At 70.4% G+C, this 11882-nt stretch carries 18 protein-coding genes; 8 read left to right on the top strand and 10 right to left on the bottom strand.

Annotation, left to right across the window (positions count from 1 at the left end; genetic code table 11):
• Positions 1-147: ATP-binding protein (locus V3T34_RS03475; RefSeq protein ID WP_331369099.1), on the top strand; the 147-nt coding region annotated here is incomplete at its 5' end.
• 95 nt (positions 148-242) lie between these two features.
• Here the strand turns inward: V3T34_RS03475 and V3T34_RS03470 are convergent.
• Positions 243-773 (bottom strand): hypothetical protein, encoded by a 531-nt coding sequence (locus V3T34_RS03470; RefSeq protein ID WP_305078763.1) that lies wholly within the window; start codon positions 771-773, stop codon positions 243-245.
• 478 nt (positions 774-1251) lie between these two features.
• On the opposite strand from V3T34_RS03470, the gene V3T34_RS03465 reads away from it, so the two are divergent.
• Positions 1252-2820, top strand: a complete 1569-nt coding sequence (locus V3T34_RS03465; protein ID WP_305078764.1) for an integrase arm-type DNA-binding domain-containing protein — start codon at positions 1252-1254, stop codon at positions 2818-2820.
• A 236-nt stretch (positions 2821-3056) separates the two neighbouring features.
• Here the strand turns inward: V3T34_RS03465 and V3T34_RS03460 are convergent, their stop codons facing one another.
• The 5 genes from V3T34_RS03460 to V3T34_RS03440 form a co-directional block, all read right to left on the bottom strand.
• Entirely contained in the window at positions 3057-4121 is a 1065-nt protein-coding gene (locus V3T34_RS03460) for a hypothetical protein (protein WP_305078765.1), read from the bottom strand.
• Between the two features lie 200 nt (positions 4122-4321).
• Positions 4322-4705: an adenine nucleotide alpha hydrolase family protein gene (locus tag V3T34_RS03455; RefSeq protein ID WP_305078766.1), complete on the bottom strand. Its 384-nt coding sequence runs from the start codon at positions 4703-4705 to the stop codon at positions 4322-4324.
• A complete protein-coding gene (locus V3T34_RS03450; RefSeq protein WP_305078767.1) occupies positions 4698-4997 on the bottom strand; it encodes a hypothetical protein in 300 nt (99 codons plus the stop codon). Before V3T34_RS03450 ends, V3T34_RS03455 begins: the two co-directional genes overlap by 8 nt.
• Complete coding sequence (locus V3T34_RS03445; RefSeq protein WP_305078768.1) at positions 4990-5610, bottom strand: Thoeris anti-defense Tad2 family protein; 621 nt, start codon at positions 5608-5610, stop codon at positions 4990-4992. Before V3T34_RS03445 ends, V3T34_RS03450 begins: the two co-directional genes overlap by 8 nt.
• A 2-nt stretch (positions 5611-5612) precedes the next feature.
• A complete protein-coding gene (locus V3T34_RS03440; RefSeq protein WP_305078769.1) occupies positions 5613-6182 on the bottom strand; it encodes a hypothetical protein in 570 nt (189 codons plus the stop codon).
• Between the two features lie 103 nt (positions 6183-6285).
• On the opposite strand from V3T34_RS03440, the gene V3T34_RS03435 reads away from it, so the two are divergent.
• The 6 genes from V3T34_RS03435 to V3T34_RS03410 all read left to right on the top strand — a co-directional run bounded on the left by V3T34_RS03435 (position 6286) and on the right by V3T34_RS03410 (position 10158).
• A complete protein-coding gene (locus tag V3T34_RS03435) occupies positions 6286-6804 on the top strand; it encodes a hypothetical protein (RefSeq protein ID WP_305078770.1) in 519 nt (172 codons plus the stop codon).
• A 98-nt stretch (positions 6805-6902) separates the two neighbouring features.
• Positions 6903-8546: an AAA family ATPase gene (locus V3T34_RS03430; protein WP_305078771.1), complete on the top strand. Its 1644-nt coding sequence runs from the start codon at positions 6903-6905 to the stop codon at positions 8544-8546.
• A 16-nt stretch (positions 8547-8562) separates the two neighbouring features.
• A complete protein-coding gene (locus V3T34_RS03425; protein ID WP_305078772.1) occupies positions 8563-8817 on the top strand; it encodes a hypothetical protein in 255 nt (84 codons plus the stop codon).
• Complete coding sequence (locus V3T34_RS03420) at positions 8792-9214, top strand: hypothetical protein (protein ID WP_305078773.1); 423 nt, start codon at positions 8792-8794, stop codon at positions 9212-9214. Before V3T34_RS03425 ends, V3T34_RS03420 begins: the two co-directional genes overlap by 26 nt.
• A gap of 138 nt (positions 9215-9352) precedes the next feature.
• Positions 9353-9724, top strand: coding sequence for a hypothetical protein (locus tag V3T34_RS03415; protein ID WP_111473800.1), 372 nt, complete (start codon positions 9353-9355; stop codon positions 9722-9724).
• Complete coding sequence (locus V3T34_RS03410; protein WP_305078774.1) at positions 9721-10158, top strand: hypothetical protein; 438 nt, start codon at positions 9721-9723, stop codon at positions 10156-10158. Before V3T34_RS03415 ends, V3T34_RS03410 begins: the two co-directional genes overlap by 4 nt.
• Positions 10159-10498: 340 nt before the next feature.
• Here V3T34_RS03410 and V3T34_RS03405 read toward each other — a convergent pair whose 3' ends face one another.
• The 4 genes from V3T34_RS03405 to V3T34_RS03390 all read right to left on the bottom strand — a co-directional run bounded on the left by V3T34_RS03405 (position 10499) and on the right by V3T34_RS03390 (position 11828).
• A complete protein-coding gene (locus tag V3T34_RS03405; RefSeq protein ID WP_305078775.1) occupies positions 10499-10861 on the bottom strand; it encodes a dATP/dGTP diphosphohydrolase domain-containing protein in 363 nt (120 codons plus the stop codon).
• Positions 10862-10978: 117 nt separating this feature from the next.
• Positions 10979-11170 (bottom strand): hypothetical protein, encoded by a 192-nt coding sequence (locus tag V3T34_RS03400; protein WP_305078776.1) that lies wholly within the window; start codon positions 11168-11170, stop codon positions 10979-10981.
• Complete coding sequence (locus V3T34_RS03395; protein ID WP_305078777.1) at positions 11170-11469, bottom strand: hypothetical protein; 300 nt, start codon at positions 11467-11469, stop codon at positions 11170-11172. Before V3T34_RS03395 ends, V3T34_RS03400 begins: the two co-directional genes overlap by 1 nt.
• 188 nt (positions 11470-11657) lie before the next feature.
• Entirely contained in the window at positions 11658-11828 is a 171-nt protein-coding gene (locus V3T34_RS03390) for a hypothetical protein (RefSeq protein ID WP_305078778.1), read from the bottom strand.
• Positions 11829-11882: the final 54 nt, after the last annotated feature.

Here is an 11882-nt window from a genome sequence, read left to right as displayed (position 1 = left end):
GTGACGACCAACCTGGCGTTCGGGGAGTGGCCGAGCGTGTTTGCCGGCGACGCCAAGATGACGACGGCACTGCTCGATCGGCTGACCCACCACTGCGAGATCGTCGAGACCGGCAACGAGAGCTGGCGCTTCAAGAACCGGGCGTGAGGGCGGCCTGTGCGCGGCTCATCCTGGCCCCCTGCTCAGCCCGGCTGCGCCACCCCGACCCGCTTCGCCGGGCTGAGCAGGGGCGTCGCGCATGCTCAACAAGGGGGCCCGATTGGACGCCGATCAGGGGTCCCGTTCCGATGCCGTTTGACAAGCAGCTGCCGCAGCACCACCAGCTCGCCCCGCTGGCGGCTCAGAGAGGGCGCTGAGCGGCGTACGGGCCGGCGTAGCCGGTGGCCTCCCCTCTCGTACTCGATGTGCGTGATGAGCTTGCCAGGGCCCTCGGTCCAGTAGGTGCGCCGCCACTCCGCATAGCGCTCCAGATCGGCCTCACTGACCGCATCCACGGGCTTCTGACCGAAGTAGCCCACGAAGTATCGGCGGATCACCGCAGGCTCGCTCTTGCCCTGGTCCGCCCGGCGTTCGCCGCGCTCCACCTCGCGCAGGATCTGCCCGATGTACTCCTCGGCCACGCTCTCGAACGTATGGGCGCGGGCGGTGAGGCCCTGCTGGGCCCGATACGTCGCTTCGTACCAGATGGCCTCGGCCCGGCGCTGTGCCTCTCGGAGATCGTCGGTGTCGAGGGAGCGTTTGAGCTGCCCCTGCCCGCGGATGCTGAAGCGCATTTGCCACTTGGCGCTGCCCTTGCGCTGGAACAGCTGGAAGCGCTCGTCGGGGACGTTGCCAGGGGGTCTCAAGGGGCGGCCCTGTCTGGTTACTGCGGTGCAGATGACTGCGCTAGAAGTGCGCTAGAGTGCTGTCTGACCCCCCAGCAAACCGTTACGGGAGCAGGGCAATTTTTTGGGCTGCGCTAGCACTGCGCTAGGGAATATTGCCGTTCTGGCGCAAGGGCAAGGCAATGAAAAACCCCGCTAAGTGCTTAGCGGGGTTGAAAAACTTTGGTAGCGGAGGAGGGATTTGAACCCCCGACACAAGGATTATGATTCCGAGTGTCGGACTTGCCGACCCAGTTTGGAGGCCTTCCGGAACCCCGTTTCCCCTCTGCGGACGTTAATCATGGACCGTCGTTCCGCTTGCCCCCTCTAGGGCCGCCGACCCAGGGTGCCGACCCAGAACCGACCCAGTGCATGGATTGTTCTCGTCGTGCCTTCCCTCCTCCTTACCCCGGAACTCGTCACCAAGCTCTCGGCCGAATGCTTGCCCGGCATGAAGAAGCCGAGGGACGTCGTCGACCGCGGCTGCGTCGGCCTGGCGCTGCGCCTGCGGCCCCGTGGAGCGACGTGGTCGTTCAAGATGGTCCGCGGCGGCGAGGAGCGGCGGATCAAGCTTGGCACCCCGGCGATGCTCTCCCTGGCCCAGGCCCGCACGATGGCGGCGGCCGCCCGTCGCGACGTCGAGAACCGGGTCGCCGTCTTCGATGGCGACGCATGGCTCCACAAGGAGTTCATCGCGCTCGGCCTGGCCGAGCCGACGCCCCCGCCGCCGGAGCGCCACCCGGACAAAGTCGCGGCCTTCGAGCGGGCGCTGGAGGACATGAACTACTGGTACTGGGATGAGGCGCGCACAGCCTACCTCGCCGAGGTCAAGCGGACGAAGCGGCCGGACACCTGGAACGACTACCGGGCCATGCTGCACGTCAAGGAGCTCGCCCCCCTGGGCGGGCGGAAGGTCCGGCGCATCGTCCGGAGCGAGCTCTCCGTCATCGTCGCGGAGATCCACGAGAGCGGCCGGGAACGGCACGCCGAGCACCTGGCGTCGGTCCTGCGCCCGATGTGGAACTACCTGTGCCAGGACCACGTCCGGCCGAGGTCTGGCCTCGACGAGAAGCAGACGATGGCGGGCCTGCGGGCCCCGGAGCGCTCGGCCGGCGTCAAGCCGCGGGCGAACGGCAAGATCCCGGGGACCTACATCGCGACCGGGGCCGAGGTGGGATTCCTCGTCGCCGCGTCGCGCGCCGGCGCCATCGAGGGCGGCCTGGCGGTCGCGATGGAGCTCCTCGTCATGACCGGGCAGCGCCGGCGCCCGATCTCGTCGGCCCTGGTCGAGGATTTCGTCCCCTGGGTCGAGACGCCCGGCTGGGGCGTGTGGTCGATGGGGCCGGCGCACCGGAAGACGGCGGACAGGCGCGAGGATCGGCACCGGCACTGCGTCCCGCTCCCCCCGGCCCTCTGGCGGCGCGTCCAGGCCCAGATGGAGCGGGCCAAGGCGGCGAAGTCGCCTTACCTGTTCCCGCAGTACAAGGCCGCGAGGAAGGGCGGGAAGGTCGACGGCCACATGAACGCGGCGAACATCAACCATCGCCTGTTCGACATGGACCTGCGCGCGAGCCCCCACGACATCCGGCGCTGCCTGACGAACATCTGCCAGACGAAGCTCCGGATTGCGCGGTCCGACGTGAAGCTCGTCACCGACCACAACGAGGGCATCCGCTCGGACGACGTCCTGGAGGGGCACTACACGGACGACGACCGGCTCGATTTGAAGGCGCCGCTGATGGAGCGCTACGTCGCCTGGGTCGACGGGCAGGCCGCGGCGGCCGCGCTGCCTCCCCTCTCGGAACTGCGCGCCGAGATCGCGCGCCGGCGCCGGGAGCGCGAGGCAGAGGGCAAGCTCAAGACCGCCGCGCGGAAGGCGGCGGAAGAAGAGGCGCAGAAGGTTAAGGCCGAGGCGGCCGCCCTGGCCGCGGCCGGGGGCGAGGCGGTGGCGGCGTAGGCCTCATCCGTGCCGCCACCAGAACCACGCCACGGCGACCGCCAGGCCGCCGCCGACGACGGCGAGCCTGACCCATGCGTACCGCTCCCGGAGGGGCAGCCTCCGGAGCCGCTCGCGCTCCTCCCGGTCGTATTCGTCCGCCGCCCGCCAGCCCATGTCGTCCCCCGGTTCCCGCGCCCAGCAAGGCACGCCCACCGGGGTGGCGCTAGGGAAGCTGGTAGCCTCCCTCGGCCGGCTTACCGGGACGCCTTGCGCCGCTTCGCAGGTCGGGCCGTGGTGTCGCGCATCACCTCGATCAGGTCGGCACCTGGTATCCGATAATGAGGGGACGGACAGAGTTCCAGGTGCCCGTTCGACCGACCCTGGTCGTAGAGCCGATAGGGAAGCGAAAGGACAGATACGCCTTGCTTGCCGTTATTAAACAACCAGGAAGCGAAGTCGCAAAGGCCTCCCCCGTTGCTCCCGTCGAAGAACGTGTTGACTGCTCGCATCCTCACTCGTTCACGTTCGACCTCACGCAACAAGTCGGACAGCATCACGATGTTCTGTCGCAAGGTAGTCGTACTGGCGTCCTTGCGACGCAGTGTGGCGACTACACCCGTTAGACGCTCCTCAATGTCTTGAAGGCGTTCTGCGACCGTAGGGCCAGAGCGGACAAGCTCGGCGCCGCGCAGGTATCTATCGCCCACTAGCGCGAAGATGGACTGACGGCCGCGCCCGGTTTCCATTGCAGCGTAGTTGACGACGCGTCGTTCGACGACGAGACGTCCGTCACCGTCGGCGATGCGGACGAGCTTGGGCCAAAGCTTCTCGCCGACGAACTCGCGCAACCGCCGACGCACCTCCCCGAATTCCGCGACGGACGGGTCAGCGCGCATGGCGGCCATCATGCCGAGGATGTCGCGGTCACGGGCCATGACGAGCCGTTGCTGCTCGACGTAATCCCGGCGGTCCCTGGCGGCATCGAAGTCGCGGGCTAGGAGATCAAAGGTGACGCCGTAATGCTTTCCAGCGCAGTCCCGGCCAACCAAGCGCCTAGTGCCGGACTTGTAGCGCATGACAACGCCGTTGAAGTGGTTTGGATGCTTACAGAATACGCATCGAACCATACCGCGCTCGCGGCCGGAAACGTTGTACGCCATTTCAACTAGTGCCTCCTCAACTGGAGGCTGATCTTCGGAAAGGTCTTCGAGGCTTTCCGGGTCGTCGGTCGTCAGTTGCGTGGAGAGAAGTTCGTCGTCGGTTTTGGTGCTCCAGTAAGTGCCGGCCGAGGATTTCGAGGGCGGGGGCAGATACGCCAAGTACGCACACTCCAGTTTCAGCGAAGGTGCAACATAGCGTGAACGGCGGGTATTCGCTAGGGCCTCGAAGCGGGATTCGTCAGTAATGCACACCCTGTCTTGGGGATGGCGCGTCAGATTTGACGCGATGGCGCACTAGTTACCAGGCAAGAATTGCCTCCGTGCCTCCCCGTTGCATGCCTACTTCAGTAGGCCGTTGCCTACCTCTCTCCGGGGGAAGGCCACGCCCACGTGACCGGCTCGTGGTACACCCTCGCCAACGCGACCCTCGCCGCGCTGACGCGCCCCCGGTTCCGGCGCCGGGCCCGGCGGGACAGGGGCTTGCCGATTGCCGGCCGGGACGCCTTCGCCGCCTCCATGTCGACCAGCACGTCGACCCATGCGTTCCGGACCGGGCGGAGGAACTCGGTGCGCCAGGCATCCATCTCGCGCCTGTGGCGCTCCCGCTCCGCATCTATGAAGCGGGCGTAGAGGGACTCCCCCCGCCGCAGGTCCTCGGCGGCCTCCTCGTAGGGCTGGTCCATGATCGAGACGAGGTTCGCGAGCTGTGCCCGCACGAAGCCCTCGTAGGTCGCGTCAGGCATGGCTCTCCTCCACCCCCATCAGCTTCCGCATCTCGCCGGCGAGCGCGGCGCGCCCCTCCGCCCGGCCGTCCTCCCGGCCCGCGCGCTCGCCCGCCGCGAACGCCAGCAGCAGGGCGACGAGGACCTCGACGGGCGGGTCATCGCCGATGTCGCGCTTGCGGGCTTGAAACAGGTGGCGGCCGCGCTTGACGTCGTGGAACAGCCAGGTGCCCGGCCAACCGATCGACGGGTTGTCCCAGTCGAAGTCGCAGACCACGACGTCGTCGCCGAGGCGGGCGTAGGGCTCAAGCATGAAAGGTCCCCACCTGCGGAAGGTCGGCGCCCCGGGCGCGCCACGGCGGCGCCGGGGTCTCGGCCTCGACGGGCACGACCTCCCAGTCCTCGGCGAGCATGTCGTCCGAGTTCATGTGGTAGGCGAGCCAGCCGGGACGGCCGGGGCTGAACCAGGCCACGATGGGGGCGCCGCCCTCGCTGCGCGGGATCACCTCGATCCACGACTCCCACCCCTTCCGGCGGATGCGCCGCCCCTCGTGGCGCGCCAGGTAGAGGGCCGACGAGAAGTCCATCCCGGCGTCCTCGTCCCCGTAGCCCGTCGCGGCGTGGCCCCGGTAGTCCGCGATCAGGCGCTCGACCCGGGCCTCGCTGAACTCGACGCCGGCCCACGCCTCGATGACGTGCACCACCTCGTGGACCATCGTGTCGGCGAGGCTCTCGGCGAGCGCGGCCGGCGTCTCGCCGAGCTCGACGTGCGCCTGGAGGAAGGCGGACAGGTTGAAGGCGCAGAACGCCTTCCCGTCCGGGAACGGCTTGCCCTCCTCGTGCAGGTAGGCCGCGAAGCCCGGGATGAAGTCGTGCTGCCGGAACTCGACGACGATGCCCGAGGGCGTGACGTGCGGATCGGCCATGGTCAGGCCACCCTCGTGACGGTGCGCTCGGCGACCACCGGCATGAAGCGGTTGAGCTCGACCTCGTAGCCGTGCGGTCCCGGGACCAGGGCGAACTCGGGCCGTATGATCGGGCCGTTGATGCCATCGCGGCCATCCCAGCGCTTCCAGGGCCCAACCTCGCAAGGACCGCCAGCGAGGTGGAGGAACGAGAGATCCATCAGGGCGACGTCGCGCTGGTAGGCGTAGACCAGCACCTCCAGGCGTCCTTGGTCCTCCAGCCTGGATGCCGTGGCCACCATGAACGGGCCGCGGTCATCGAGCGGGTCCGAACCGGGGCGTGCTCTCGACAGCCTGGCGTCGAGCCTCAGCGGGACCGTGGCGACCTGGGGCTGCAGGTATCTCACCCGCCGCGACACCGCGGTCCGGGTCTGCACCGTGCCGTCGGCGCTGGTTGTCGTCTCGACCATCATGACGCCGGGCGCCTCGGCCCGGCGGCGCTCCCGGACCGCCTCGTCGAGGCGCCCGGCATCCTCGTCCCCGAGCGCGGCGACGGCGCGCGCGAGCTCGTCCAGTTCAGTGTCCGTCAGCATGTCCCGGTCCCTTCCCATCAGGGAGGGTACGGGGATCCCTCGATTCGTATAGGGACGCGCCCGAGCCGCTGGCGCGCCGCCCGGGCCGTGCTATCCCGAGCCCATGGATATCGTGCTTCAATACGTGTCGGCCGAGACGTGGCCGCGCCCCGACGGGTGGATCGCCGTCGGGCTCGTCGGGCGCCTGGCGCTCGCCTTCGACCCCGAGCGGCAGCCCTACCTCGTCGGCGATGGCGAGCCGCAGCCGCTCGATCCGGTCGCGGTCAACGCCGCGCTGGTGGACGCCGTCGACCGCGCCGGGACGCGCCTCTGGCCGGGCGGGTGGTCCCACGCGCTGCCGCTAGCGTTCGGCATCAACCGGCGCACCTTGGCCCGCGACCGCATCGAGAGGAACGGCGTCCATCCCCAGGTACTGGCGACGCTCGGAACCGCCGCGTACGGGGACGACGCGGAAGGCATGGGCTACGTTCTGACCGCCCTGGCCCGCTACGCCGACGAGCATGGCCGGGGCGACAAGAACGTCTCACTGGACGATGCCGAACGGGCCGCGAAAGAAGCCCTCTTCCTGCTCCGACAGGTCCGCCGGAGCCCGACGTTCAAGCACCGCGAAGGATTGGAGTGAGATTCCTTCGAGCGGTTAGACTCCGTTAAGAGGTCGCGGCTACACCGAAGACGGCCAAGGGCGGCGTATGTCTCCCAGGCGCATTGGAGTGTACCAATATGAAGAAGCCCCCCAGGGCGGCTTTCGCGCCGACGCGCGAGCTGTACGCCTGCACCGCATCCCTCATCAACGACAGCGTCGCCCAGGACGGAGCCGCGTGGTTCCGCCACATGCTCGTCGCCGAGATCGTCATCGCGGCCGGAGCGACGTCGCCCGACCGCGTCGAGTTCGAATACGTGACGGGGCTGGAGCGGTCGCACCGCGACTGCGTCCGCGCCGGCGATACGGCGGAGGCCCGCGGGCGCCTCGGCGACCAGCTCGTCACCGCCCTCTACGTGGGCGAGCAGGTCCTGTGCGACGAGGACGGATTCGACCGGCCCCTCCTGCCGGAAATCCTCGGGCGCCTCGCCTTCTACGCTCTCGCGCTCGGCCGGCGCGAGGCGCTCCCGTACGCCCAGGACTACGCCATCGAGCAGGCCCGGCACGCCGAGCCCGGCGACGCGCTGCACTACGTCGCGCACGGCCTGAGCCTGCTGACGCCGCAGCACCCCTGTTTCCTGGCCTCTGAGCTCTCACGGCGCGGCCCGCGGCGCGGCCCGTGCCTCGCCATGAGCCACGCGCTCGCGCTCGGGCTGGAGCACCTGCCCGGGATCGTGCCGGCCGCGAAGACGGCGGTCGCGCCCCTCGACGAGGAGGAGCGGCTCGACCTGGAGGAGGACCGTGCCGGCATCGTGCGCTGGCGCCAGGCTCCCCTGCCGCGGCCGCGCCCCAGGGCCGAGCCGGTCGCCAAGGCCGCCGCGGCCGATCCGGACCGCGCGGCCAAGCCCGGCCACGTCATCGTCCTGCGGAGGGTCGGCGAGGTCGGCCGGTCGGACATGCGCCGCGACGTCGAGCGCACGGTCGAACCCATCCTGAACAAGGACCTGCCGCTCGTCGCGGTGCCCGACGACAGGCGACCCATCGTCGAGCGCATCCTGGCGCGCCTGCCGCACATGCACGTCGCGGCGAAGGCTATGGTCACGTATGCCGCGAGGGGGCACTGGGGCTGGGACCCCGTGATCCTGTGGGGGGACCCGGGCACGGCCAAGACCGAGTACGTCCGCGTGCTCGGGCAGGAGACCGGGCGGCCGGTTTTCCGCTTCAACGCCGACGCGGCCCAGGACGCCAGCTTCGGCTCGACGTCATCGCGCTACAGCACCGCTCACCCGTCCTACGTCTTGGCGAGCCTGCTGCGCTCGTCGGTCGCGAGCATCATCTGCCACGTCGACGAGCTCGATAAGGCCGGCGGGTCCAGGGACAGCAACACGGGGAAGCTTACCGACGCGTTAACCTCGATGCTGGAGAGGAGCACGGCCTCGGCCTGGTACGACAGCTATGTCCAGGCTCCCATCGACCTGACGCCGGTGCAGTTCATCATCACGGTGAACGACATCAATCGGGTGCCCCACGTCCTTCAGGACAGGTGCAGGATCATCCCGGTCGGCACGCCGCTGCCCGAACACCTGCCGATCCTCGCCCCTCAGTTCGCCCGCGCGGCCTGCCGGGACCTGGGCCTCGACGAGGCGTGGGGCGTGCTCGACGACGTCGAGTACCGGGCCCTGGAGGAGGCATGGGGCCAGGGGGGCTCTCTGCGGACGCTGCAGAAGCTCTGCCGCACGATCCTCCAGGCGAGGGACCTCGCCCCCGGCATCTCGCGCCACTAGCCCTCCGGAGACCACCATGTCGACGACGACACCCGGCCTGGACCATGTCCAGGACCGCCTCCGCACGGCTGCGCGCGAGCGCCGCGCCTCCCTCCTCGTGATCTCCGCCGTCGGCATCGAGATCCAGCGCATGCAGGCCGACGTCCGCGCCGGCCGGGCCCGCGAGGACGACGTCATCCGCGACGCCGGCGTCCTGCTCGGCGCCGCCCTTTCCACCCCTTACCGCCCCCGCCAGGAGAACCGCGATGTACGCAACTCGTCCTTCCTCTGAGCCCGACGCGCAGCACGACCCCGACGTCGACCTGATCAACCGCGCCGCCCGGGCGGCCTTCCCGAGGCTCGCGGACGACGTCGCCAACGGCCGGATCTCCCGCGAGGCCGGTCTGGAGGCCCGGGCGCACGTCTTCGGAGCGCTCCGCCGCTGCCAGGCGGGGCTGCTCTGCCCGGCCGACGCGGCGCTGGAGATCCTGCGCGCCGAGATGGCGGCCCAGGACGCCTCCCTGTCGGTCGCGACCGCCACGGCGTCGTCGGGCGAAGAGTGGGAGCCTGGCGATCCCGTCGTCCTCCCCTACGACCCCAACCCGCCGGTGATCCTGCCCATGGACCTCCACGACACGCCCGAGGATTGGGCCGCCGTCAGGAAGGCCAGGGAGGCCCGCAATGCCTGACGCCTCCGCCGCGGCCGCCCGAATACGGCGGCCGATCCCGGGCGCGCGTTCGTGCGCGCCCCGACCCGGCCAGCCCGGCATGCCCCGTCCCGGCGCGTCCCCTCGCGCCGCCGTCGTCATCCTCCCGGAACGCCCTCCATGACCGAGCAGCCCCCCGTCCACGTGCATTTTCACCGCCGTCTTAAGATGTGGTCGATCCTTCGCAAGCGCCGCCTCATCGGACACGCGCCCTCACTGGTCCTCACCGGGTGCATCATGCGCGCGAGCGAGGCGGGTCGCCTCCGGTGCCTGGCCGCTGCGCGCCGCGAAGTCGTGGCGACCATCGAAGGCATCCTCGCCGACGGCGCCCGGCCGGCCGACGCCGTCCGCATCGGGTACAGGCCGACCGAGCAGGGCTTCCGGCGCCGCGACACCGGCGCCGTCGTCACCGCTGCCGCCGCCGTCTGGTTCGAGCCCGACGGCACCGCCTGGGCGGCATCCCCCATCCCTTCCATGGAGACCCTGTCGTGATCAGCGCCTTCCTCGACCACGTCCTCGTCCGCACCGTCCTGATCCCCACCCTGGCCGCGGGCTACGTCGCCACCAGCCCGCCGAAGGAGCCGCCGTTCCCCCAGCACGGCGACCGCTTCCTCCTTAGCGTCCGCGGCCCGACCGAGGGCGGCCGCGCGGGATTCGCGAGGGTCTACGCCACGCCCGTCGGCCGGGACGGCTGGACGACCACCGTGACGTGCGGGACCATCGACCAGCGCGGCCGCGAGAAGATCTTGCTCCAGGCCCCCGGGAACGCCTACCGCGACCGGACCTCGTTCACCGGCACGTGGACGCCCCTGTCCGGGGGGCAGATGCGCGTCTGGTCCGTCACGCGCCAGGGCGGCCTCGACGTCGAGGTCGCCATGTCCGGGCCGTGCCCCTCCGGCGCGGGCGACGTCTCGTCGGGCGACTGAGGCCCTCGTGCGCTGGCGGTATGCCCGGGATCCGCGATCATGCCGGGCGGAGGACCTCGTCATGGACCGGACGTGCGCGACGACATGGGCCCTGTGCGCCCTGGGGCTGGCGGTGACGACGTGGGCCGCCGTGCGCACGCCGCGTGTCGGGGTTAGCATCACGCAGCATGCAGTGATGCTCCCGCGGGTGCAGCCCGCACGGCACAACCCCGAAAGCGACCCCAGCGTCACTTTCTTCGTCACCCGGGCAGCGGCGCGCTGACGCACCCACCCCCAACCATTTCACCAACAGGGTGGTGGCGAAGGCGTTGTTGAAATGGCGTCCGCCGTTGGGGGTTCGCTAAGCGGCCGGCACGACCGGCATCGAGCTCGCGTCGTAGGCCTTGAGGATGCGGATGGTCTCGGCGCTCGCCTTGCGCCCGTCGAGGAAGGCGCCGACGTCGATGGCATCGAGCAGGATCGCGCAGCAGGCGCGGATGTGCGCCAGGTGGGAGACGCCGGATTGCTCGTCGAGGTCCTCCCCCGCGGCCCATAGCGTCAGGTGCCGCTCGATGGCGCCGACGTAGGTCTCGGCGTCGACCGGGTCGTCCCGCCAGTTCCAGCGCCCGTACGCCTTGGCCGGGCAATCGGCGCCAAGGCCGAGCACCGCCGCCTCCTGCACCAGGGCGACGCGGGGGATGAGCTCCAGGGGGAGCTTCCGCATAGGCCGACGCCATCAGCTCGTGCCCGCCGGGGACGACCCGACAAACTTCGGGGTCGATCCGGACGAGGCTGTAGTCGAGGCGGGAAGCGGGGCGCATCAGGCATCTCCCCGCGGAGGCTAGGAGGCTTGGTAGCCCTTGCCGCGGACGACGGCGCGGTGGTCGCCCTCGGCGCAGGCGGTGGAGACGCAGCAGTAGACCGCCTTCCGCGAGAGGCCGAGAACGGCGCCGATGGCGGTGACGGACGCGTCGGGCCGGGACGACCAGGCGTCGAGCACGGCGTCGCGGTGGGGAGCCCGGGGCGCGCCCATCAGTGCACCGCCTCGACCTTGGGGACGACCGGGCCCTGCATGGCGAGGATCGGGTTCAGCCCGAGGCGGTCGCACATCCAGAACAGGCGCTCGAAGCCCAGCCGGCGCAGGCGGTCCGGGCAGCGGCTCTTGATGTCCGAGAGGTCCCGGCGGAGCTGGCCGACGTTGCCCTGGCTGTCGCCGAGGGCCTGGCGGACCTGCTCGGTCGTCATGCGGCTGACGACCGGGGCGATGGCGTTGACCATCGCGGAGCGCGCCAGCAGGCTCGACGGGGACCGGCGCTTGCGCGGGTCGTCCAACCGGCTGGGGGGCTATCTAGCGCCAAGGGCAGCGGTTTGTTCCATGCAGGAACGCTGCGTGCGCGACCCGGATTCGCATAGGGGAGTGCAACCGGAACGCGCGCAACCGCGTCGCTTTGCGCGGTCGAAACCATGCAGTCATGGCAAGGACGGGACGGGCTAACCTTGGCAGCCCGTCCCCGGGGACGTCAGCCCCAGACGCGGGCCGCGGCCTCCCACGACCACGGGGCCGGCGCCGGCAGGGCCAGAAGCCGCTCGCGCGCCCCGTCGAGGTCCTGGGTCCGCGGGCCCAACGCGAGTATCACGAGCCAGTCCGCCCGCTCCCGGGCGTCGTCGTCGGGGTCGCCGGCGAGGAGCATTCCGGCCGCGACGAGGGCCCGCCGGACGGCGCCGCCCCGCTCGGCGTCGTCCGC

It is taken from the genome of Methylobacterium ajmalii, assembly GCF_036448855.1.
In the GTDB taxonomy this organism is placed as follows: Bacteria; Pseudomonadota; Alphaproteobacteria; order Rhizobiales; family Beijerinckiaceae; genus Methylobacterium; species Methylobacterium ajmalii.
The sequence above is the reverse complement of the archived record's forward strand: the minus strand, read 5'-3'. Positions and strand labels throughout refer to the sequence as shown.